This is a genomic window from Kitasatospora sp. NPDC034023, assembly GCF_055575795.1.
This window is the reverse complement of record NZ_JBVIRY010000059.1, coordinates 1-23,456: the sequence shown is the minus strand read 5'-3', so window position 1 is coordinate 23,456 and position 23,456 is coordinate 1. Positions and strand designations below refer to the sequence as shown.

The 23,456-nt window shown below is 72.6% G+C and carries 11 protein-coding genes and 1 pseudogene; 5 read left to right on the top strand and 7 right to left on the bottom strand.

Annotation, left to right across the window (positions count from 1 at the left end; translation table 11 throughout):
• Window positions 1-124: 124 nt before the first annotated feature.
• The 5 genes and pseudogenes from ACZ52R_RS40640 to ACZ52R_RS40620 all read right to left on the bottom strand — a co-directional run bounded on the left by ACZ52R_RS40640 (window position 125) and on the right by ACZ52R_RS40620 (window position 16,133).
• Window positions 125-9,592, bottom strand: coding sequence for an amino acid adenylation domain-containing protein (locus ACZ52R_RS40640; RefSeq protein WP_465755296.1), 9,468 nt, complete (start codon window positions 9,590-9,592; stop codon window positions 125-127).
• Complete coding sequence (locus ACZ52R_RS40635; protein ID WP_465755295.1) at window positions 9,592-13,686, bottom strand: non-ribosomal peptide synthetase; 4,095 nt, start codon at window positions 13,684-13,686, stop codon at window positions 9,592-9,594. Before ACZ52R_RS40635 ends, ACZ52R_RS40640 begins: the two co-directional genes overlap by 1 nt.
• 633 nt (window positions 13,687-14,319) lie before the next feature.
• Window positions 14,320-14,559: a carboxymuconolactone decarboxylase family protein gene (locus ACZ52R_RS40630; protein ID WP_465624489.1), complete on the bottom strand. Its 240-nt coding sequence runs from the start codon at window positions 14,557-14,559 to the stop codon at window positions 14,320-14,322.
• A 691-nt stretch (window positions 14,560-15,250) separates the two neighbouring features.
• A pseudogene (locus tag ACZ52R_RS40625) lies at window positions 15,251-15,461 on the bottom strand (transposase); the annotation flags it as partial.
• A gap of 402 nt (window positions 15,462-15,863) precedes the next feature.
• On the bottom strand, window positions 15,864-16,133 hold the full coding sequence (locus ACZ52R_RS40620; RefSeq protein WP_465755294.1) for a hypothetical protein: 270 nt from the start codon (window positions 16,131-16,133) through the stop codon (window positions 15,864-15,866).
• An 824-nt stretch (window positions 16,134-16,957) separates the two neighbouring features.
• On the opposite strand from ACZ52R_RS40620, the gene ACZ52R_RS40615 reads away from it, so the two are divergent.
• A complete protein-coding gene (locus ACZ52R_RS40615) occupies window positions 16,958-17,206 on the top strand; it encodes a hypothetical protein (RefSeq protein WP_465624485.1) in 249 nt (82 codons plus the stop codon).
• Window positions 17,207-17,283: 77 nt separating this feature from the next.
• Complete coding sequence (locus ACZ52R_RS40610) at window positions 17,284-18,000, top strand: hypothetical protein (protein ID WP_465624484.1); 717 nt, start codon at window positions 17,284-17,286, stop codon at window positions 17,998-18,000.
• 523 nt (window positions 18,001-18,523) lie between these two features.
• On the opposite strand, the gene ACZ52R_RS40605 is transcribed toward ACZ52R_RS40610, so the two are convergent.
• Entirely contained in the window at window positions 18,524-19,975 is a 1,452-nt protein-coding gene (locus tag ACZ52R_RS40605; RefSeq protein WP_465755293.1) for an amidase, read from the bottom strand.
• 146 nt (window positions 19,976-20,121) lie between these two features.
• On the opposite strand from ACZ52R_RS40605, the gene ACZ52R_RS40600 reads away from it, so the two are divergent.
• From ACZ52R_RS40600 to ACZ52R_RS40590, 3 genes are all read left to right on the top strand, one after another.
• Window positions 20,122-20,736 carry a TetR/AcrR family transcriptional regulator gene (locus tag ACZ52R_RS40600; RefSeq protein ID WP_465664908.1) on the top strand — a complete coding sequence of 205 codons (615 nt, stop codon included), beginning with the start codon at window positions 20,122-20,124 and terminating at the stop codon, window positions 20,734-20,736.
• Window positions 20,737-21,062: 326 nt separating this feature from the next.
• A complete protein-coding gene (locus tag ACZ52R_RS40595; RefSeq protein ID WP_465755292.1) occupies window positions 21,063-22,112 on the top strand; it encodes a DUF4328 domain-containing protein in 1,050 nt (349 codons plus the stop codon).
• Between the two features lie 473 nt (window positions 22,113-22,585).
• Window positions 22,586-22,861, top strand: coding sequence for a hypothetical protein (locus tag ACZ52R_RS40590; protein WP_465624476.1), 276 nt, complete (start codon window positions 22,586-22,588; stop codon window positions 22,859-22,861).
• Window positions 22,862-22,919: 58 nt separating this feature from the next.
• Here the strand turns inward: ACZ52R_RS40590 and ACZ52R_RS40585 are convergent, their stop codons facing one another.
• Window positions 22,920-23,327 carry a hypothetical protein gene (locus ACZ52R_RS40585; protein WP_465755291.1) on the bottom strand — a complete coding sequence of 136 codons (408 nt, stop codon included), beginning with the start codon at window positions 23,325-23,327 and terminating at the stop codon, window positions 22,920-22,922.
• Between the last annotated feature and the right edge of the window lie 129 nt (window positions 23,328-23,456).

The following is a 23,456-nucleotide window of genomic DNA, read 5'->3' as shown; positions in this document are numbered from 1 at the left end:
GGAGACTGGTGCGGGCCGGAGGCCGGTGCCGCGGTGTCGCCCGGGACGGGTGGCCGGGAGCCCGGGCGGCGCCGGGGACGGGGCCCGGAGCCGCCCGGATCCCGGTGCGCAGAGCGCGCCGGGATCACGTCCAGGGGCGGTCGATGCGATCTCCGGGCGTGTCGTCCGACGCCGCGTCGCTCACTTCCTCGTTGATCGCTGCGGCCACCGCGTGCACATGAGGCGGGCGGACGATGCCGTAGTGCGTCGTGTCGAGCCGATGCCAGGTGCTGGGTTCCGGGAGGTGCGGGCGCCACAGCTCCCGCTGCTTCTCCGGTGAGCCCAGCGAGGGCAGGCCGTTCACCGACCGCTCGGCCAGCCACAGTTGACTGGGGGTGGCGCTCAGCAGCGGCATCCGGTACTCGGCCATGCTCCGCAGGTTGGCCCGGCAACACCGGACCAGGCGTTCGGCGTATCCGTGCGCCTCGGGACCGGCCGAAGCGGACCCGCCCTGGCTCAGCTCATGTGCGAACACCGCCTGGAGCTGTGCCTCGTCGTAGTCCTGGAAGAGCGCGCCGGCACCGGGCGGCGGCGGATCGATCAGGTGGATGCCGTGGACCGGTCGGCCGATCGCCTCCGCCTCCGCGGCCATCCCCATCGCCGCCCAGGCGCCGAAGGACCAACCGGCCAGGTGCAGCCGCCGGGTGTCGTCCGCGAAGCGCGCTCGCAGGGCGGCGGCGTAGCGGCGTGCCCGCTCGGCCAGGGGCCAGTCCGCGGTCCCGGGCCGTCCCAGCGCGGGATCGGCGATCAGACAGACGGTCAGCCGGGGGCCCAGCGCCGACACCAGGGACCGGTAGGCCTGGATGTCGCCGCCGACCGGGTGCACCAGGCACAGCACGTCAGGTCCGGTGCCCTGTTGCCAGACTTCCGGAACCACGTCCTCCGAATCGACCGCCCCGGCGGGTGCCGCCTCGGCCAGCCGGGTCAGGATCTCGGCGAGGGAGACCCGGTGGCTGAGCCGAGACAGTTCCAGCTCGACGTCGAAGTGACGTTTCACCACGCCGATCAGGTCGAGCAGGGTCAGCGAGTCGACGCCCAGGTCGTAGAGCGAGGCGTCGGGATCGATGTGGTCGAGATCCAGCCAGGCGCACAGCCACTCGCCGAGCAGGACGGCCGCGGTCCCGCCTGCCGCGTCGGCCGCCGTGGTGCCTTCGACGGACACCGGCGTGATGCCTTCGGCAGACACCGGCGTGGTCCCGATGGTCCCGGTGGGCACGGTGGGCACGGTGGGCACGGTGGGCACGGTGGTCCCGATGGGCACGAGGGCCTGGGCGCCGGGCGCCGCGTAGAACACGCGGGACTCGTGGATGTCGGTGGTGGAGACCAGCACCTGCGGCAGTTGCAGTCCCATGGCGTGCGCGAACACCCGCTTTCCCTCGGCCACGGTCAGCCCGACCGACAAGTGGGCCCGGTGGCGTGCGTCGGTCAGCGGCGCGCGCAGCGCCATGCCGGTCTCGCTCCACACGTCCCAGTTCACGCTGAGCCGGACCGTGGTCTCGGCGTCGCCGGACCGGTACTGGGCGAAGCCGTCGAGCAGGCTGTTGGCGGCCGCGTAGTCGAGCTGGCCGACGCCGCCCAGTTCCGCGGACATCGACGAGCAGTAGACTGCCACCTCCGGCCGGTAGCGCTCGATCAACTGCTCGACCAGCAGGGCACCCTGCAGCTTGGCGGCAGAGGCACGCCGCATCGCCTCGGCGTCGCGCCGGGCGATCATGCCGCCGCTCGCCACCCCGGCGGCGTGGATCACGCTGTCGAGGCGGCCGGTGCGACGGCCGATACGGGCCATGACCTCCTCGGGTGTCGACTCGGCGAGATCGGCTTCGACCAGTTCGACCCGGTCGGCCCAGGGCGTCAGCTCCTCCGGCAGCCGAGGACGTCTGGCCAGCAGCAGGACCTGGGCGCCGCCGTGTTCCAGCAGCCAGGCGGCGATGCTGCGGCCGATCCCGCCGGTGCCGCCCAGGATCAGGTGCACGCCTTCGGCGGGCAGCCCGACGGGGCCGGGGCCGGCCGTGGACACCGGCAGCGTGACCTGTTCCCACCAGTGGCCCCGGCGGAGAGCCAGCCGGCGCGGAAGTCCGGCCGCGTCCGCCGTGGTGGCAGCCTCGGCCAGCAGCGCCGCCAGCGGTGCGGCCCAGTGGGCCGGGTCTGCGTCGGGGAGGTCGAGCCAGTGGCCCTCCGCAGCTCCCTCCTGGGGTGCCACCTCGGCGGCACCGGCCAGCAGGCCCGCCTCCGGCCGCTGTACCGGTCCGTCCACCGGCCTCGCCCGGTACGACAGCCACCACGGCCTCAGCCGAAGTGGCCCGGCGGTGTCGGCCATGGCCCGCACCAGGGCGGCCGGAGTGTCCAGACAGGCCCAGCGGGCCCGGGCCAGGCTGTCCCGACCGACCGGGCCGCCGATCCCCAGCGGCAGCGCGTGCAACCAGTCGATGCCGTCGTCGCCCGCGCCCGTGCCCGCCAGTGCGTCGAGCAGCCGACCGACCGAGGCGGGGTCGGCCGGGTCGACCTCGAAGACGTCGTCGCCCCGCCGGGCGAACGCCTCGGCGGCGCTGACGCGCACCACCCGGGCGTAGGCGGCTTCGAAGGCGCGGACCGCGTCCGGGTGCGCCGGTCCGTCCGTGAGCAGCACCAGCAGCCGGGAGGTGCGCGAGCCGATCGCCGTACCCGCGCGGCGCAGCCGTGCCCAGTGCGGCTGGTGCAGCCAGGCGTCCTCCGGAAGGCGCTGCGGAACGTCGGCGGCGGCTGGACCGGTCCGGTCCGGTGCCGCCGCGGCGCGGGGGAAGTCGAACTCCGCCAGCTCGAAGGCGGGCGGCGGGAAGTCCCACGGTGCCTGGGCGGGACCGGCGGGCCGGACGATCCGCTCGCCGGACAGCCAGGCGGCGGCCGCCTCATCCGTGGTGAGACCTTCGATCGGAACCGGCGCCCCGGTACGGGTCTCCACCGCTCCCGCGTCCGTGCTCTGGTCCGCAGTGCGCAGCCAGGCCACGGCGGCGGAGACGTCGGGGCACACCGCTGCCAGCCGTCGGCGACGTGCGGGACGGCCCGCCTGGAGGTGGCGCAGCACCTGCGGATAGGCGGAGGGCCGGGCCTCCAGGTAGTCGGCGATCCGGGCGGCGTCGGCGCGCAGGCTCGCTTCGCTGCTGCTGGAGAGCACCAGACAGGGGAGCACGGAGGTGTCCGGGGCCGCTTCGCCCGCCGCCAGGCCCGCGTCGCCCCCCGTCCCCGCGGCCGGCCTGTCGGCCTCGAGCACCAGATGGGCGTTGGTGCCGCCGATCCCGAAGCTGCTCACCGCCGCGATCCTGTCCCGGTCCGTGGGCCAGGGCCGGGCCTCGGTGGGTATGTAGAACGGCGTGGGGTCGGCGCCGAGCTGCGGATTGAGGGCGCGGAAGCCGACGTTGGGCGGGATGACGCCGTGGTGGACCGCGAGCGCGGCCCGCACCAGCCCGACGACTCCGGCCGCCGCGCCCAGGTGTCCTATCTGGCTCTTGACCGAGGTCAGCGCGCAGTGGCCGGACCGGTCCAGGTCGAAGGCCTGGCGCAGTGCGCCGACCTCGACCGGGTCGCCGAGCCGGGTGGCGGTGCCGTGGGCCTCGACATAGCCGAGGTCGGCGCCGCTGCGACCGCTGCGGCGCAGAGCGGCGCGAATCACCTCGCGTTGCCCGGCGAGCGAGGGGGCGCTGTAACTGAGCTTGTCGGAGCCGTCGTTGTTCAACGCCGAGCCGGTGATCAGGGCATAGACGGTGTCGCCGTCGCGTTGGGCCAGGCGTAGCGGCTTGAGCACCACCATGCCGACGCCGCTCGCGCCGATGGTGCCGCTCGCGTCGTCGCTGAAGGGTCGGCAGAGACCGTCCACGGAGAAGATGTGCTGCGCCTGGTGGTGGTATCCGTCGGTCAGGGTCGGGTCGACCAGGACTCCGCCCGCCAGCATCACCTCGGCATCGCCCTGGCGCAGCAGGCCGGCGGCGACATGGACGGCCACCAGCGAACTGGCGCAGGCCGCCTGGGTGGTGAAGGCGGGACCTGTCAGCCCCAGGTGATAGGCCGCCTTGGTGGCGAGGAAGTCCTTGTCGTGGTGCAGGGCCAGTTGGAAGCCGTCGGGCAGGCGTTCGGGGTCGGCCTCGCGAAGCATGGACTGGAAGTAGGTGTTCTCACCGGCTCCGGCGACCAGGCCGACGCGCAGACCCGACGGGTCGGCGATCCCGGCGTGTGCCAGTGCCTCGACACAGCTCATCAGCAGGTGCCGTTGCTGGGGGTCCATCAGCCGGGCCTCCTGCCGGCTGATGCCGAAGTGGTCCGGGTCGAAGGCCAGTGGGCCGTCCAACTGGCTGCGCGCCCCGACCAGGCCGTCGGCGGCGTCGAAGTGCTCGATGCCGATGCCGCCGGTGGTGACCATCCGCCAGAACGCGGAGAGATCGGACGCGCCCGGAAGTCGTACCGCCATGCCGACGATCGCGATCGGCTCGTCGACCGCGACGGGTTCGGCTACGGCGATCGGTTCGGCTACGGCGATCTGCCCGGCGGCGTCGGCCGGCGCAGCGGTGGGGACGACGGTTGCGGCGCGTGGGGCGTCGTCGTCCGTGGCCGGTGCCGACCGGTCCAGGAAGTCGGCCAGCGCCCGTACGGTGACGTGTTCGAACAGGTCGGCGACGGTGAAGCGCAGGCCCAGTTCGGTGGTGCAGCGGAGCTGGAAGCGCATCAGTCCCAGGCTTGAGGCTCCGGCGTCGAAGAAGGTCTGCCCCGGGTCGATCGCCGCACCGGTGACCGCCTCGAACGCCTCGGTCAGCAGGGCTTCGCGCGCCGACAGGCCGGTGCTGCGGGCCGTCGGCCGGCGCAGTTCCCGCCCGGCAGCGCGCAGGGCGCCCCGGCGGTCCAGCTTGCCGCTAGGGGTCCTGGGCAGCTCCCCCACCAGCCGGAAGCGGGCGATCCGGACGTGGCCGGGCAGCAGCGGCGCCAGGTGCGCGGTGAGGTCCTGGGCCGTGGGCGCCTTCCCACGGCACTGCAGGCAGGCCACCAGTTCCTCACCTTCGCGGACCACCACGGCGTTGACGACGTCCGGGTGCCGCAGCAGGGCCGCCTCGACCTGTCCCAGCTCGAGCCGGTGTCCGCTGAGCTTGATCTGGTCGTCGTCCCGGCCCAGGAAGTGCAGCAGACCCTGCCGGTCGAAACGGGCCCGGTCGCCGCTTCGGTAGCACAGGCCGAGGCCGGGCAGCTCGACGAAGCGCTCGTCGTCGAGCGCCGTGTCTCCCAGGTAGCAGCGCGCCGCCATCGTGCCGCCGATCAGCAGGGCGCCGACGCGGCCGGGGGGAACGGGCTCGTCGGCCTCGTCTACCACCGTCAGCACCGCGTTGGCCACCGGTCGGCCGATGGCGGGACGCTCCGGCCACCGGGCCGGATCACCGTCCAGGCACAGGCTGCTCACCACGTGCGTCTCGGTCGGGCCGTAGTGGTTGAACAGCCGTGCGCCCGCGAGGCCCGCGAACCAGCGGCGGATCGCCTCGGTGCACACCAGCTGTTCGCCGGCGGTGACCACCTCCCGCAGCCGCGAGGGGTAGCGGCCCAGGTGAACGCCGTGCTCGGCGAGGAGCTGGAGTGCCACGTAGGGCATGAAGACGCGCTCCACACCGGCCGTCTCCAGCTGCTCCAGCAGCGCGGGGGCGTCCTGCCGCCAGCCGGGCTGCACCAGGTGCAGGCAGCCGCCGCCGCACAGCGTCCCGAAGACCTCCTGGAAGGACACGTCGAAGGAGAGCATGGAGAACTGCTGGGTGGCCGCCGCGGCCGCCAGTCCTCCCGACTCCGCCTGCCACTGCAGCAGGTTGCACAGGGTGCGGTCGGACACCTGCACACCCTTCGGGACACCGGTGGAGCCCGAGGTGAACAGGGTGTAGAGCGGGCGGGTGCCGCTGTGCGCCGGGCCGGCCGGGTCGGCGGCAGTGGGTGCGGCCGTCGTGGTGGCAGGTGACAGCACCACCGGGTGGCGCACGATGCGGCCCGGGTCGACGGCGTCGAACTCCGGGTCACCGCCCGGTGGGAGCAGCACGCACAGCGGCTCCACCTGGTCCAGCACCTGCCGGCGCAGGGCCGGCGGATAGGACGGGTCCAGCGGCACGATGGTCACGTTGAGCCGGGCCAGTGCCAGCAGCGCCACCACGTGCTCGACCGACGGACGCAGGTGCAGCGCGACGCAGCACGGACGGTCGTCGTCCCCCTCCGGCAGCGGGTGGTCGGCCCGCAGCTCGGCGGCCAGCGCCGCCGCGTGGGCGTCGAGAGCGGCGTAGCTCACCGACCGGCCTTCGGACATCAGGGCCGGTGCGTCGGGTGTGCGCGCGACCTGCAGGGCGAAGCCCTCGGCCACCGTCGTCCAGGTCGGCGCCGTCGAGGCGCCGCGACCGGGCTTCGGCAGTCCGCGGCGGTAGGGTGCCACGAGCTCGGCCGGGGTCGCCGTCCCGCCGTCGGCGAGCAGGTCCAGGCCCCGCCGGAACAGGCCCGCCATGGCCGCCACCTCGGAGGCGTCGAAGCGGTCGTCGGCGTACTCCCACAGGCAGTCGAGCCCACCCGCGTGCTCGACCACGGACAGCGTCATCGGGCACTTGGCCTCGGCCGGGGCCCACCACAGCGGGCGGGAGGCGCAGTCGGGCAGGGCCAGCGCACCGAAGTCGGTGTTCTCCAGGACGAACAGGTAGTCGAACGGGGAGTCGCCCCCGGCCGGCTCCCGGTCGGCCAGGACATCGGCCAACGCCACGTCCTGACGGTCCAGCACCTGGCGGGCCCCGGCGCTCAGGCGCAGCAGCTGGCCGCGCAGGTCCTCGCGGGGCGCGACGGCCTGCGGCAGCAGCACGGTGTTGGCGAACATGCCGACGCTGCCCTCGAACTCCTGGACCGGCCGGTTGGCCACCGGAGCGGCGATCCGCAGCCGGGTCCCGCCGGTCCCGCCGTACAGGCTCCAGGCGAAGACGCCGAGCAGCAACTCGAAGCGGGTCATGCCCAGTTCGGCACAGAGCCGGTCCACGGCGGCGCGCCGCACGACGTCGAGCGAGGTGTGCAGCAGGCGGGCACCGGAGAAGGGGGGAGCTCCGGCCGGGGCCCCCGAGTCCCGGTCCGCCGCCTCGTCCGACCGGGCGTAGTGGGCCCGCAGCTCGGCTCGCTGGGCCAGATAGGCGGGGCTGCCGAACCAGTCGGCCTGCCAGGCGGCGTAGTCCAGCGGGGTGGGCACCGGGGTGGTGTCCGTCCGCCACGTAGCCTCGGCGGCGCCGTCGTGCGCGTGCCGGTAGCCGGACGACAGGTCGTCCAGCAGGACGTTGAGCGACCAGCCGTCGACCGCGATGTGGTGCAGATGGAGCAGGAGCACCCCTCCGCCGCCCTGCGGCAGCCAGCAGGCGCGCAGCATCCGGGGGTGTGCCAGGTCGAACGGCACGGCGAAGAAGCGGTCGGCCACGGCGCGCGCGCCGTCCTCGCCGTCGGCGCCGGCCGCCTCCGGGCCGGGGTCGGTCCACGGGTCGTAGGCGTGCCCGACCACCTGGCGCAGGCCCTCCGGCGCGGCCTCGAAGCCGGTGCGCAGGGCCGCGTGGTGCCGCACCAGTGCCCGCAGCGAACTGCGCAGCGCGTCGGCGTCGACCGTGCCGTCCAGCCGGAAGGCCAGCTCCACGGCGTAGGCACGGGACCGCGGCGCCCGCTGCTGCAGCAGCCAAAGGCGCTGCTGCTCGCTGGTGGCGGGCGCCGAGCGGGCCCGGGTGGGAGCGGGCGGCACCGGGTAGGGCGAGTCGGCGGCGGATCCGGCTTCCGCCACGGCCTGGGCGATCTCGGCCATGTCCCCGGTCAGCACGCGCGCCTGGGGCAGTTCACAGCCCCAGCGCCGGCGCACCTCGAAGCGCAGCCGCAGGGCCTTGAGCGAGTCGCCGCCGGAGGCGATCCAGCGGTCGTCCAGCCGCAGGTCCGGTACCCCGAGCACCTCGGCCGCCAGGTCCAGCACCTCACGCTGCCGGGCGGTGGTGGCCGCGGCGTCCGGGCGGTCGCCTTCCGGGCGGCGCCAGGGCCGGTCGTCCCGGCGCAGCAGTGCGGCCTGGTCGACCTTGCCGTTGGCGTTCAGCGGGAGCGAGTCCACGAGATAGATGTGATGCGGCCTCATGTAGCCGGGCAGCCCCGCCGCCAGATGGCGGTCGAACTCCTCGAACGGGACCTCATCCCCGAGCACGACGTACGCCAGCAGCTCGTTCGGACCGTGCTCCCCGGCCCTGCGGGTGCAGACGTACGCCTGCCGCACCGCCGGATGCGTGACGATCTGCCGCTCCAGCTCGCCGGGCTCGACCCGGAAGCCGCGGACCTTCACCTGGCGGTCGGCACGTCCGACGTACTCGATCCGGCCGTCGGCATCGGCGCGCACCAGGTCGCCGGTGCGGTAGTGCGTCGTGCGGCCGTCGTCGTACCAGGTCAGCCGGACGAAGCGGCTCTCCGTCTCCTCGGGCAGGTTGCGGTACCCGGCCGCGAGAGCGGCACCGGCCAGGTGGAGTTCGGCCACCTCGCCGCTCGCCGCAGCCCGGTCGCCGCCCGGGACCACCAGCACGGCCTCGGTCTCCGGCAGCACCCGTCCGATCGGGACCACGTCGCCGTCGAAGTCGCGCGGGATGGGGTGGCACAACGCGAAGGTGGTGGCCTCGGTGGGGCCGTAGACGTTGTGCAGCCGGGTGGGGGCCGTCGCGTTGTGCCGGTACCAGCGGCGGATCATCCGGGCGTTGAGCTGCTCGCCGCCGACCAGCAGCTGTCCGACCCCGGCGAAGCAGGACGGCTCCGTGTCCACCACCGCGTTGAACAGGGCCACCGTGACGAACGCCGTGTCGATGCGCTCCCGCAGCAGGGCGGCCGCCAGCTGATGCGGTGTCTGGACGGCTTCGTCGCCGAGGACGACGCAGCAGCCGCCGGTCAGCAGCGGTACCCAGACCTCGAAGCTGAGGGCGTCGAACGCCGGATTGGACAGGCAGGCGTAGCGGGCGCCCTCCTCGATGCGGAGGTACCCCGGCCTTGCCAGCCGCAGGATGCCGGCGTCCCGTACCTCGACGCCCTTGGGACGGCCCGTCGTGCCCGAGGTGTAGAAGAGGAAGGAGACCGGTGCCCCGGTGAAGACCGCCGCGGGGTCGCCGGGTCCGGCCGCGAGCAGCGCCGCCGCCTCCAGCGGGCGCACCCGGCCCGGCAGGTCGTCAGGTGCCGTCCCGCCGTGGATCAGTGCCACGCTGGACGAGTCGGTCAGGATGTGGCGCCGGCGGTCCGCCGGACTCTGCGCGTCCAGCGGGACGACCTGGGCGCCGAGCCGCAGGATGCCCAGCATGGCGCAGACGAGCTGCCACGAGCGCGGCAGGCAGACCGCCACCGCCTGGCCGGGGCGCACGCCGGCCCGGCGCAGCCCGTGGGCCACCGCCGCCGCGGCGGTGTCGAGGCCGGTGTAGTCCAGCCGGACGCCGCCGTCGACCAGCGCGACGGCATGCGGGGTGCGTAGGGCCTGCTCGTGCACGGCCTGGGCCAGGCCGGTGGCCGAGGGCGTGACGGGTACGGCGCTCTCGGTACGCATCAGGCCTCCACGGCGGACGCGGCGGCCGGCTGTCCGGTTGCGGGCGCAGCCGGGGACGGCGGCGGGGGAGCCGGGAACCGGGCCAGTTCGGCTGCGATCAGCTCGGCTATCCGGGGCACCTCCTCGCTCTCCAACAGGTCCCAGTGGCCGCAGGCGACCGGCTCGACCAGCAGGCCCCCGCCGGCGCGCCGCTGCCAGAACGCGCGCACGGCACGCGCCTGCTCCTGGGCCTGCTGCTCTTCCTGTTCCCGGAGCCCTTCCCCGGTGCCGTCGCCGATGCTCTCCCCGGCGGCCTCGACCAGCACCAGCCGGGCCGGTGAGGGCAGCGCCTGGTAGCCGCGGGCGGTCATCCGGTTGTGGTTGTAGATGCGGAAGTACCGGTCGATCTGCTCGTCCTCGATGCCCGGGTACATCCCGTTGAACCTGATGAGCTTGTCGCGGAAGTCCGACATCTCCACGGGCGCGATCGCGGCGAGCTGCTCCGCGTCCTCGGTTCCGTGCGTGTCGAGCAGCACCACGCTGAGCCGGGTGTGCCCGGCCAGGGCCAGTCGGCGCCCCATCTCGTGGGCGACCAGGCCGCCGTAGGAGAGCCCGCACAGCACCAGCGACTCGTCCGGCCGGGGGTCGACCAGGGACAGGTACTGCTCCGCCATGGCCTCGACCGTGGGCAGCGGCGTCTCCCCGGGATTGATCCCGGGCGACTGCACGCCGAGGACGCCGACGTGGTCGGGCAGCGCCGCGGCCAGCGGCAGGTAGCAGAAGGCGGTGCCGCCGGCCGGGTGGATGCAGACCACCCGCTGCTGTCCGTCCCCCTCGCGGAACTCGACGAGGTTGCCGTCCGGTGCTCCCGACGCCCCCGCCCGAAGCCGTTCGGCCAGGGCCTCGATGGTCGGGTTCTGCACGATGTCGCGGATCGGCAGCGTCTCGCCGAACTCCTCGCGGACGGCCAGGGCCACCTTGATGGCGGATATGGAGGTACCACCCAGATCGAAGAAATTGTCGGATATTCCGATGCCGGGATGGATCAGCACCCGCCGCCAGATGGTGTGCAGCGCCATCTCCACGTGGTCCCGCGGGCTCGCGGTGTTGACCTGGGCACGGGTCGCGGAGCGGGCCGCGGCCAGCAGCGCGGCGCGGTCCAGCTTGCCGCTGCGGTTGAGCGGCAGCTGCGGCAGTTCCACGAAGAGCGCGGGGATCATGTAGTCCGGCAGCCGCCGCGCCAGTGCGGCACGCCACTCGTGCGGTCGGCGCGGCTCCGCGTCCCCCCGGCCCAGGCCCGCGACCAGGCGCAGTTCGCCGGTGGCGTCGCGATCGGCCAACACCGCCGCCTCCTGCACGCCGGGGAGGGCCAGCAGCGCGGCCTCGATCTCCCCCGGCTCGATCCGGAAGCCGCGCAGTTTGACCTGGTCGTCACTGCGGCCGAGGTACTGGGCATTGCCGTCCGGAAGCCAGCGAGCCAGGTCGCCGGTGCGGTACAGGCGTTCGCCGGGCACGAAGGGATCGTCGACGAACCGCTCGGCGGTCAGGTCCGGGCGGTGCAGATAGCCCCGGGCCAGGCTCGCCCCGCCGAGGTAGACCTCGCCGGCCACCCCGGTCGGAACCGGCCGGAGCCGCCGGTCGAGCAGGTAGAGGCGGGTGTTGTCCAGGGGGCGGCCGATCGGGCACTGCCGGTCCAGCGGCTGCGGGTCGGTGTAGGCGGTGCTGTAGAGGGTGGCCTCGGTCGGCCCGTAGCCGTAGCAGATGCGCAGGCCCGGCAGCGCCTGCCGGATGCGGTGCAGCGCCCTCTCCGGGAGGGACTCCACCCCGGTCAGCAGCTGACGCAGCACCAGCCCGTCCAGGCGTGCCTCGGGGTCCTCGTCGATCCACTTGACGTAGGACGGCGGAAGGAACGCCTGCACGATGCGGTGCTCGCGCATCCAGCCCAGCAGTTCCTCGGGGTCGCCGCGCAGCTCGTCGGGGACCAGGTGCAGCACGGCGCCGGTGGTGAGCGGCATCAGCAACTCGTGCACCGAGGCGTCGAATCCGATGCTCGACCAGGCGGAGGCAGCCTCGCCGGGGGTGGCCCCGAACCGCGCCAGCCAGGTGTCGAAGAGGTTGGTGACGCTGCCGTGGGTCACCGCCACGCCCTTGGGGCGGCCGGTGGAGCCCGAGGTGTAGATGACGTAGGCCAGGTGCGACGGTCCGACGGTGATCCCCGGCGCGTCGTCACGCTCCGCCTCGGCCTCGACCGCCCTCAGGGACTGCCAGCCCTCGGGCGGGACGTCGGCGTCGCTGAGCACCAGGGCCGGTACGGCGTCCTCGACCATCGCGGCCAGCCGCTCGACCGGCTGCCCCGGATCGAGCGGCAGATAGGCGGCGCCCGCCTTGAGGATGCCGAGGACACCCACCACCAGCTCGGTCGAGCGCCCGGAGTGCAGACCGACCACCTGGTCCGGGCGGACGCCGCGGGCGATCAGCGCGTGCGCCAGCCGGTTGGCCCGCTGGTCGAGCGCGGTGTAGTCGAGCCGCTCCCCCTCGCAGACCAGGGCCGGACCGGCGGGGCGGGTGCGGACCTGGGCCTGGAAGCGCTCGACCAATCCGATCGGGGCGGCAGCGGCAGGCGCTTCGAGCTCGTCGGCGCGGTCGTCCCGGCGGGCACGGTCGGCGCCGCTCCAGTCCGACAGCACCCGCCGGCGCTCCTCCTCGTCCATGAGTGCCAGATCGTCCACGCCCAGGTCGGGCCGGTCGACCAGCTGGGTCAGCACCCGGCGTAGATAGCCCGCGTAGCGCTCGGCCGTCTGGTGGTCGAACAGCGCGCTGGCGTAGTCCAGGTGGCCGACCACCCGGCCGTCGTCCTCCTCGGCCAGCGACAGGGCCAGGTCGAACTTGGCCCCGGCGTAGGGGATGCCGAGCGGCTCGACCTCGATCTCGGGCAGGGCCAGCAGGCCCTTCCTGGAGGGATGCCAGGCGAACATGGTCTGGAACAGCGGTGTGTGGGCGGTGCTGCGCGGCGGGTTGACCAGCTCCACCACCTGCTCGAACGGCAGGTCCTGATGCTTCAGGGCGGCCCGCAGCGCACCGCGCACCTGCTTCAGCACGGCCGACCCGGTCGGCGAGTCCGACAGGTCGACCCGCACGGCGAGGGAGTTGACGAAGAATCCGATCAGGTCCGAGAAGGTGCCGCGGCGGCGGTTCGCGGTCGGGACGCCGACGACGATGTCGGTCTGACCCGTCAGCTGTGACAGCACCACGGACCAGCCGGCCAGGACGGCCACGAACAGGGTTCCGCCCTGCTGCCGCGCGAGCGCCTTGAGGGCGGCGCCGAGTTCCCTGTCGAAGGAGACCGGCACCCGGCCGCCGCGGTAGTCCTGCTCCGGCGGGCGAGGGCGGTCGGTGGGCAGTTCGAGCAGGGACGGCGCGCCGGCGAGGGCTTCCCTCCAGTGGGCGGCCTGCGCCGCCGGTTCGTTCCCGGACGCCCACTCCTGCTGCCAGCGGGTGTAGTCGGCGTACTGCAGGGGCAGCGGTGTCAGCGGGGAGTCCGTGCCGTCCCGGAAGGCCGTGTACAGCGTTCCGAGTTCGCGCAGCATCACGTTCATGGACCAGCCGTCGAAGACCGCGTGGTGCAGTGTCAGCAGCAGCACGTGGCGCTGCTCGGCCAGGACGATCAGACGGCCACGTGCCAGCGGGCCGCGGCTCAGGTCGAAGGGCGTGTCGGACTCCGCACGCTGCAGGGCGGTGACGCGCGCTGCGGCGTCCGGGAGCCCGGTCAGGTCGTCCGTCGCAAGGGTGTAGCCGCAGTCGGGCGGACCGATCAGCTGGTGGACACCGCCCCCGGTGGCGACCAGCCGGGTGCGCAGGACCTCGTGCCGGGAGACCAGCTCGTCGAGCGCACGGGCGAGCACCGCGCGGTCCAGCGGGCCGCACAGGGTGAAGGCCATGGTCTCGTTGTACGCCTCGTTGGCGCCGTCCAACTGTGACAGCACCCAGAGCCGTTGCTGTCCTGACGCCAGCTCCGGGAGCTGCGGGCCGGCGGCCGTCGGGGTGTCGACCTTCCACGCGGGAGGCGCATCGGCCTGGTCGGTGGTGGTGCTGTGGGGGTGGTGCGTCTCCGACAAAGCCAGACCTTTTCCTGTGGGGGGAGCGTCATTGCAGGGATCGACGGCGCGGTGGCGGCACGTGGCGGGAGTGGCCGGTGACCCCGGTGGTACGGGCCGGATCGCCTCGATCGGCGCCCCGATCAGATCGCTTCGACCGAGCGCATGACAGTGGGGTGACAGGCGGTCAGCGGAACCGAGGGGACAGGCGAACCGGGGCGGTGCATGGGGGTGCCGTCGAGGTCAGCGGCGACGAAGCTCGGTGGATCTTCGACCATGGATGCATAGTTAAGATGACTAACTCCGCCGGAGGCAAGAGCCTGGAGCTTCTTCCCCTGTTCGTCTCCGGGTGCGGACCAGGAAGGGTCGGCACAACCCCGCTGTTCGACCTGAAGACCAAGTGGCCTGGACCATATAGCCGACGAGCCGTCAGGAGGGCGTGTCGGCCTCGTCCTGTCGCGACGCGGGATTCGACAGGTTCCGCACCTGCTCGTCGTACTCGGACAGCAGCTGCCCCAGCTGGTCCAGGGCCTCGGCGGGGATTGTCGGGGGGTGCGGCCTCGACCACGTAACGAGCGGCCGCCGCCAGGGCGGCCAGCTCGTACGCGTGGAAGGTGCCTCGCAGCACCAGGGGCCGCACCCGTTCCAGGTGCATCACGCCGCCTTGGACCGGACGTACTCGGTGACCTGGTCAAGCTCGGCCTTGAACTGGTCGTAGTCCTCCTGCATGCCGTTGATGTAGGCGCTCCACCCGAGGCTGGCCTTGGCGTAGTGGACAGCCTCCTGGATTTCCTCGTCCGTCGCGCCGAAGAGCTTCGCGGCCTCGGTGTGGAACAGGGTGCAGAATTTGCACTTCGTCTCGGAGTGCAGCCCGACACCGATCAAAACGAGCACGGTCGACGAGCATGGACGCTGCGGAAGGGGTGTCGGTTGCGGGGGCAGTCCGGCCAGCCGAGCTTGGCGGCGCGGACGCCCGCCTCGAAGGCCGCCCTGGACGACGACCGGATCGCCAAGTCCCAGCGGGAATTGGGCGCGATGGGTGACCGCTTCCAGTCCATCACGCTGGCCGGCTTCTTATGCACTCCAGTGGGTCGTTTAGGGAACCGAACCCCGCGGCGACACAGGGGCCGCAGGAGGCGTACGCCTCCGCATTTAATGTGGCTTCCACACCCGACGTGCGTGCACGCTCTGAGGGATCAGCCTTGACCGTCGATTCAAGGCGACCGCTGTCTGACTTCCCAGCATTTCTCCGCCCATCGGCACCGACAAGGGCGCTGCTCCGAAAGTGCGTGTGCTTCCCCGCCCGGCTGGTTCCCTGCAGGTGCACGGCGCTCCGGCCCCGTGGACGCGCGGGGCCGGAGCGCCGTGCACGCCTCAGCTTGACGATCTATAGAAGCTTCAGAGTCAAGCTTAGACGCCATACTGCGAAGCCGATTCGTGCCCCGCACCGCAGCAGGGCCCAATCGGGTCGTGCACGCGCCTGCCGACGTGCGCGGCCGGTGAGCGGCCGTTCCGTGCCGTGGAGAGCCGTGGAGAGCCGGGGGTCGAGAGGCACCGATGCCCGCTTCGAAAGACCGGGATCGGGGTAGGCGGTACCGGGCATGACCTTGCGGATCGCCTTCACCAGGCCCAGGTGGTGGTCGCCGACGACCCCGGCGGACCCCTGTCCGGCCGCGCTCGCGCAAGGATCGCAACAACTCGGCCCAGAACACCTCGGTCTCACTGTCGCCGACCATCAGCCACAGCACCTCGCGGCCGCCGTTCTCGGTGATGCCGGTCGCGACGACCACGGCCCGCGGCGCCGACGAGTGGTACACCCGCGACGGCACCCCGGCGTTTCCGCCTGCGGGCCAGAGCTTCGCCGTGGCTTCACTCGGCCGGACCAGACAGTTGTTCTCGCCAGGTCCTCGATCCGCAGGTGTGCGGCGCGGGGTTCGACGCAACCGGTGCGGCGGCGGTCCCGGTGCCGCCGCCCGCCTTCCGGCGCGCCACTGCCCGTGCCGGACCCCGACCGAGCAGCGGATATGCTCCGGTTCCTGGTGGCGCAAGGTCACCAGGGACCGGTGGGTGAGGGATTGGTCGCGGGCTTCGCCCTGGCGGGCGAGTCACACGGCCAGGGGCCAGGGGCCCGGGAGTGCTGCCGCCCGGCGGTCCCACACCCGGGCCTGGCGGTCGGCGGGCGCGGTGCGGGGCGGCTGTCAGCCGAGGTAGATCGGGTCGGTGCCGAAGGTCCAGGAGCTTCCGGACCTCGCGTAGACCTGGATCGGGGTGCTGCCGTAGTCCTCCCCGGAGATGTATTCGCACTGGCCGGGCGCGAGGACGGGGGTGATGTGGCCCGGGCTGGTGACGTTGTCGCCCGCCGTGTCCTTGATCCAGAAATAGAAGCTGTTCGCCGAGCTCTGGTAGTTGCACAGCCGGGCGGACACCCACGGGTTCTCGTCCGACGTGTGCCAGCCCGTGATCTCCACGCCGTGAGCGGAGTTGGAGTCGGATCCGGTTGCGGCGGACGCGTTCCCGACGCGAGCCCCAGCCCCGTGACGGTCAGTGCGGTCACTGCGGCGAGGGAGGCGACTCGGCGCCCCAGCATGAACTGCATGTCTTCCCCTTCGATTCGGACGGGACGAACGATCCGTTGCGAGCCGGCCGTGCCGGCGGTGGTCTCGACTGCCGTGTGGTGGCGGGCGGTTCGGCGTCCATCCTTGCCGTGGGACGTGTCGGCCCACCACGACGTTGACCCGTCGTTGGCCGGACACTCCGCACGGCGGGCGGTCCGGGGAAAGGGAAGGGGGCGGTCCGGGTGGCGGGTGGCCGCGACCAGGCCCCCGCCGGGTCGCTGCCCGGTCTGCGCCCACCGGCGAAGGGCCGCAGGGCGTGACCTTGCGGCGCCGTGGTTGGTGGGTCACGGCGCCTCGGTCGGGTGTTCCTTGGCGGCCAGCCGCAGGTCGGCCACCGCCGAGCGTGCCCCGGCCGCGCCGGTGCCGACCAGGACCGTCGGCAGCTGCGGGCGCCGCTCCCACGCCCCGGCCCCGGCCCGCCGGTCCTGCCTGCTCCCACACCGGAGCGCGGAACGTTCGGGCAGAGCACATGCGGGCCCGCCCGCACTCCTGCCCGACGCTGCGCACCGCGAGGCCGCGCCGCCGGTCCGGTGCCGCCCGGTGGTCCAGCCGGCACCGCATCCCGCGCCCGTTCGACGGCTCTGCGCATGCGTGGTGTGGGGCCTCCGCGCATGCGCATGGCCGGCCATGGCGCACGCAAGCGGTCCCTGCGCAGAGGTCTCCGCGCATGCGCCTGCATGGCCGCGCAGGAGATCCGGGACAAGGCCCGCCGGCCGGACCTCACCGAATCCGAGCGGTTCCCCTGGCTCCTGGTCGTGCGGGCCGAGCTGTGGGGCGAGGACCCGGGCGGCGCGGGTGTCGATGGGCGTGCGGGTGCAGGCGGCCCGCGCGGCGGATGTCGTGTGACGGTGGTCCGGCGGTCGTCCGATCTGATGGGCATATCGTCTGCCCAATGGGCCGAACGGGTTGCCGATGTGCGGTCATGAACACCCACCGGCCGGTCCCCACTAGCTTGGTGCGTGCGCGCCCTGACGGGTGGGCGTGGGTTCGGGAGGAGTGCACCATGCGTAGATTGTCGATCATCGTGGCGGCGGTCACGGGGGCCGTCGCCCTCGTCCTGGGGAGCACCGCCGTGGCGGGACCGCCGGGGCCGCGGCTCGCCGCGCGCTACCTGAACATCCACCAGTGCGTGTACTACGGCCCCGGTGGGCATTACACCAACCTGCTGCCGAACACCTCCGACACGCCCTTCAACACCGGGACGAACGTCTCCAACACGCCGGACACGGCGCTCTCCTGCGGCGCGGGGAGCGGGGGCTGGAGGCCGGCGCCCGCCAACTCGGCGGTGAAGGCGTTCGACCTCGCCGCCGGCCGCTACCTGAACGTCCACCAGTGCGTGTACTTCTCGGCCGGCCAGCACTACACGGCCATCCTGCCGAACACCCCGAACGTCAACTTCAACACCGGCACCAACGTCTCGGACACACCCGACACCGTGCTGCGGTGCAGCCCGGGCGGGGGCGGCTGGACGCTGACGCTCGCCAACTCCGCCGTCAAGTCCTTCGACCTGGCCGGCAACCGCTTCCTCAATCTGCACCAGTGCGTGTGGACGTCGGCCGGCATGTACTACATGGGCGTGCTGCCGAACACCCCGAACGCCAACTTCAACACCGGCACCAACACGGCCGACACGGCCGACACCGCGCTCAGCTGCCGCCCCGGCGGTGGAGGTTGGTCGCTCGACCCCCTGGACTCGGCCCTCCGCCCGCTGGGCAGCTGAGCCGGGTGCACGGGGCCGTGATCCGCGGGGCCGCGATCCGAGGGGCCGCGACGGGGGCCGACCCCTCGCGGCTCCGCCGCACGTGCCGAGGCCGGGAATGCCGCCGTGCCGCCGCCACCCGACCCGTCGTACGGCGCAGCCGGTCCTGAGGCGCCGCCAGGCGCCGGCCGTGTGGGCGGCCCGGCGCCGGCGCCGGGCCCGTGCGGTCGGCGACCAGCCCGCTCCGGAACACGGAGCGGGCCTTCGCGCACCTCAGGACTTGCCCCTACCCCGCCGCCTCCAGCTCCGTCCACCCGCATGGCCGCCCGCCCCCGCTGCCGAGCTGGTGCCGGATCGGCGCGGCCGGGCCCGCTGCACCAGGTTCCCGATCCGGGCGGCCCCGGCCGGGACGGCGGCGGGCATCTCGCCGGTCGCCGGATCTCCTCGGCGGCCAGCCATAGGTTCGCCACCACCGAGTGCATCTTGGAGGCCGATACCGATGGGCGCCGAGCCGGGCGGGGGCAGGGCGCCCGGGGGCGGGCCCTCAGCGGCCTGGGTGGTTCCCCGCCCACACCGGGGGAGTGCGGTCCGACCACGGGGCGGCCTCTTCGAGTTGTCCGGCGAGACGGAAGAGGCGGCCCTCGCGCCCGTAGCCGGCGGCGAACTGCATGCCGACCGGGAGCCCCGTGCCGGGGTCGGCCGTCACCGGCACCGACATGGCGGGCGTGCCGGCCACGTTGAACGCTGCGGTGAAGGGCGAGAGGTCGAAGAGCCGGCGGAGCCAGCCGGGGCCGTCCAGTGTCTCCGCCCCTCGGCCGTGGGTGCCCAGGGGCACCGGGAGGTCCGGCACGGTCGGGGTGAGCAGGACGTCGTACGCGTCCAGCGAGCGTGCCAGGCTCCGGGAGACCCGGTTGCGGACGGCCAGGGCGGCCACGAGTTCGGCGCCGGTGACCCGCCGCCCGTAGTAGTAGCTGGCGAGGATCGGCGGTTCGAGGGTCGAGAAGTCGACCGGCCTGCCCGAGGCGGCGGCCAGTTCGTCGACCGACACCGTGAGGTTCGCCGTCCACTGGCGGGCGTTGGCCAGGACGAACTCCTCCCAGTCGACGCCGAGTTCGACTTCGGCCTGCTCCACTCGGTGGCCGAGGGACTCCAGCAGGCACACGGTGCGCGACAGCGCCTCGGCCACGGGCGCCGTGGTGCGGTGTCCGCCCCAGGCCTGGGTGAGGACGCCGATCCGCAAGGAGCCCGGATCCCGGGAGACCTCCTGCGCGTACGGCCGGGGCGGCTGCGGGGCGACGTAGGGGTCACCCGCCGCCGGGCCGCCGATCAGGTCGAGAAGGACCGCGCTGTCGCGCACGGTGCGGCTGACGCTGCCGTGCACGGCCAGGCCGTTGAAGATCTCGTCGACATCGGGGCCGACGGGTATGCGGCCACGGGTCGGCTTCAGACCGAACAGGCCGTTGTAGGCGGCGGGGATGCGGATCGAGCCCGCCGCGTCGGTGGCGTGCGCGAGCGGCACGATCCCGGAGGCGACGGCCGCGCCCGCGCCGCCGCTGGAGCCGCCGGCGCTGCGCGTGAGGTCCCACGGGTTGCGGGTGGGACCGTACAGCACGGGTTCCGTCGTGGTGCTGTAGGCCATCTCCGGGGTCGCGGTGCGTCCGAACGTCACGAGGCCGGCGCGGCGGAAGCGTGACATCAGGGTGGAGTCGGCGGCGGCGACGTTCCCGGCCGCGAGGCGGCTGCCGAGTTCCGTCCGTCGGCCGGCCATGGTGACCCCGAGGTCCTTGATCAGGAAGGGGACGCCGGCCAGCGGCGCACTGCCGGGGCGGGGCGAGTCATCGGCGGGCCAGGTCTCCACGACGGCGTTGAGGTGCGGGTCGACGGCCCGTGCGGCCTCCCGCGCGGCCGCCTCCACTTCGGCGGGGGTCACCTGGCCCCGGGCGATCAGTTCGGCGAGCCCGACCGCGTCGAAGCCCACGTATTCGTTGACGTCCACTGGGTCACTCCTGGAGTCGAGATCGATACCGATCAGTCTTCAACGATACCGATCGGTATCGCGTGGAACGGACTGGTACCGTAGCAGGAAGAGCGAGACGTGCAGGAAACGGACGACCCGCAAGTGACCGGAGGCCCGGACCAGCCATGACATCGCCCGCCAGACGACCGACCCGGGTGGCCAAACTGCCGCCCCGCGAGCGCATCCTCGACGCCGCGGAGGAGCTCTTCCGGAGCGAGGGGATCCAGCGCGTGGGCGTTCAGGCGATCGCCGAGAAGGCCGAGACCACCAAGATGGCGATCTACCGCCACTTCGAGACCAAGGACGAACTGGTCGCCGAGTGGCTGCGGATCGTCGCCGCCGACTACCAGACGGCGTTCGACCGGGTCGAGGCCGAGCACCCCGGCCGACCCGGGGAACAGATCCTCGGCGTGGCCCGCTTCATCGCCGACGGGCTGCCCGCGATCTCGCACCGGGGCTGCCCCTTCATCAACTCCCTCGCCGAGCTGCCCGACCGCGCCCACCCCGCACGGCAGGTGATCGAAGAGCACAAGGAGCGTCAGACCCGCCGACTGGTCGGCATGTGCGTCCAGGCCGGGCTGCCCGACCCCGAGCAGACCGCGGCCGAGATCACCTTCGTCCTCGAAGGCGCACAGGTCAGCACGCAGAACGGCAGCATCCACCGGACCGGCGAGCGCCTGATGCGGATCGTCGAGGGGATCGTGGACCGGGCCGCGGTGTCCGCCCCAACCGCCCGCTGAGGCGACCGCCGGGGCCCCAGCCACCGGCGATGCCGGAACTGACGCCAGGCCCGTCGACCGGCCGGACGCCGCCCACCGAACGCGGCCTCGACCACGGCCGCCGGCTCCTGGACTGCACCCAAAGGCCACGCGACGCCCTTGACCACGGCTGCGTTACCTTCGGTAGCCAACTCCGCGGCGTACGGAGCACATCGCGGGATCCGGGTAGGGGAACGCGGGTCTCCGCCGGATTCGATTCGGTGTCAACGCTGGTTGCCGAAACGATCTGCGGGGCGGGCGAGTTCGGGGGTACGGTCCCGTGCACACGGGTTCGAGGCGTGCACGGGATGGGGGCCAACCTGGCACCTCCGGATGGGATCAGCATCGGCCAGCGGATCGCGGCTTACGAGGATGTGAGGGGTTTGAGCCATCGACAGCTCGCCGACCGCGCTCACATCTCGTACAGCCTGCTCACGAAGGTGGTGTCGGGGCACAAGCCGGCGACGCCGGAGTTCGCGGCAGCGGTCGCCAGGGCCTTGGGAGTTGAGCCGGGCGACCTGCAGCCGCCCTCGTACAGTGACGGCATGGCCGATGACCCGCTGGTCCCGCTGATGGGGCCGATCCGCACCACGCCCGACCTGTACGACCTGGCGCCGCAGGAGGCCGTGCGTCCGCGGGCCCTGCCCGCGCTTCGGGCGGCGGTGCGGCAGGTGAACGCGCTGTGGACATCCGTTCGCGCTCCCCCTATCCTCCAGGCGATCTCTGCGGTGACCACCACCGCAGGCATGTTCGATGGGGGCCTGTCCGTGACGTCAGCACCTGCCGGTAGCGCAACGAATCTGAGTCTGCGCGCTGCCGCCTCCCGAGGAGCGCTCGCCGATCCTCGACCTCTGGCTGTGGCCACGCAGGTGCTGCTTGCCATGCAAGCCGTCGTGCAGGTCATCCTCGGACTGAACAGCTGGACCGGTTCGAGGTTTCTCGCGCAGGCGGCTGCGCTGCTCTCGATGCCCGTGTTCCTCGGCACCATCGTGGTGTTTCTCTGCTGGCTCCGACGCTGCCGACTCAACGCCGAGGCCTTCGCTCCGGGCACTCACAAGTACACGGTGGGCGGGGCAGTTGGGGTGTGGTTCATCCCGGTGGTCATGTGGTGGGCTCCGCGCCGGGTCGTGGTGGACCTCTGGCGGGCCGGCGGTTCGACCGGTGGTGCCTGGGTGATCGATGCGTGGTGGGTGGCATGGATCGCCAAGTCGGTCGGGGTCACGGCCTACATGGTGGTCGACCTGCAAGGCAATCCCAACACGCCTCTTGTCGTGCTCGTCGACGTTGTCGCTGTAATCCTGGCGATCCTGCTGGTCGGGAGGATCACTGCCACTCAGAGCGCCAAGATCAAAGCATAGTTGTCGCTTTTGGTCGGTTCTCAACCGTGATGTCACTAGCTCCGGAGATATCGCCCGTATCGCGTGCGATGCCGGTTCTCTGGAGTGGTGGACAGGGATCCTTCTTCGCGTGCGCGTACGCAGTTGGGAACAGCGGAGATTGGGCTGCCGCTGTGGTCCCATGACTGCAGCTGCCAGGACCTTCTGGTTCCGGTGTCGGTCCCGGGCCGGAGTTCACCGTCGCCAGCAGCTTCTCCCTCGCGCCGTCCGGGAGCATCTTCGGGTGCCGGCGGTGTGGTCCCTTCGGCGCGAGCGGGTTCGCTGGCATAGCCGTCTTCACGTGCCCGAGGAGCGAGCGGCGCCGCTCGGCTCTGCCACGGCGCCCAGTGGGACGACGAGCGTGGTGAGCGGATCCAGGATCACCTGACCATCGTGGTCGACCGGCCCACCGGGGTCTGGGAGCTGCGCGAGGGCGAGCACCCGCCCGAGCGGCCGTGACCGAGCTGACAGTGCGGACGGCGGCACCGTGCTGCCCGCCATCCCGCCGGACCGGGCCCGTCAGCGGCGTCTCCGTCTCCGCCTCGCTTCGCGGCCAGACCGCCACCCTTGAACGGCTCCGCGTCGACCGCCAGCTCGAAGAAGCCCTCGTCCACGGCCCTGATCCGCTCCACCTCGCCGAGGCGTTCGGCCTGGCGGAGAAGACCGCCATCCGCTACGCGGACTCCGCACAGGCGCTGTTGGGCCAGGCCACTGAACAGTCACTTCGGTGAAGTCCGGTCCACCGGGATTTACATCATCGGCGAGGGTGAGCATGCCGTCACGGCAGGGTCAGCAACCGGGGCCGATCGGCGCAGACGATGTCAGGGCGAGCGCGGCGATCCGCAGCTCGGCTGCCCACGTCTGCTGGTCAAGCCTCGAGGTGTACTCAAGGCAGCACACGCATTGCGGGATCAGCCGCACGAATGATCGCTCCTCTTCGGTTTCGACCTCCGTCTCCCACCAGTCGTCCGTCGCCAGGTCGGCAGGAGCGATGTCTCCAGCGACAAGTCCCGCCGCCAGTCGGCGCAGGGCGTGGCGCCGCGCCAGGCCCGGATCGGGCAACTCGATCCCGGACTCGGAGAGTGCTTGCTCGAACGCGTTGCGGATATCGTGGGTATCCGCGTTGCGCGGCCAACCAGCAAGCTCACACAGCGTCGGGGCGTCCAGCCCGGCCGCGAGTGCCTCAGCAGCGATCATCGGCAGCTCCTCCGGGCGGATCTCATCCGCCTGATACTGAAATTGGCGCTTCAGGGTGATGGCGGCGGGAGGTCGAGGGAGAGGCCGGTCCCGGCGAGGAATCCGTCGAGGATGTCGGGGCGGTACTGG

Excerpts from the sequence above, each read along its gene's own strand:
- ACZ52R_RS40595 (WP_465755292.1), top strand. The coding sequence starts at position 21,063 with ATGGGGGCCAACCTGGCACCTCCGGATGGGATCAGCATCGGCCAGCGG.
- ACZ52R_RS40615 (WP_465624485.1), top strand. The coding sequence starts at position 16,958 with ATGGCCGCGCAGGAGATCCGGGACAAGGCCCGCCGGCCGGACCTCACC.
- ACZ52R_RS40610 (WP_465624484.1), top strand. The coding sequence starts at position 17,284 with ATGCGTAGATTGTCGATCATCGTGGCGGCGGTCACGGGGGCCGTCGCC.
- ACZ52R_RS40585 (WP_465755291.1), bottom strand. The coding sequence starts at position 23,327 with ATGATCGCTGCTGAGGCACTCGCGGCCGGGCTGGACGCCCCGACGCTG.
- ACZ52R_RS40600 (WP_465664908.1), top strand. The coding sequence starts at position 20,122 with ATGACATCGCCCGCCAGACGACCGACCCGGGTGGCCAAACTGCCGCCC.
- ACZ52R_RS40640 (WP_465755296.1), bottom strand. The coding sequence starts at position 9,592 with ATGCGTACCGAGAGCGCCGTACCCGTCACGCCCTCGGCCACCGGCCTG.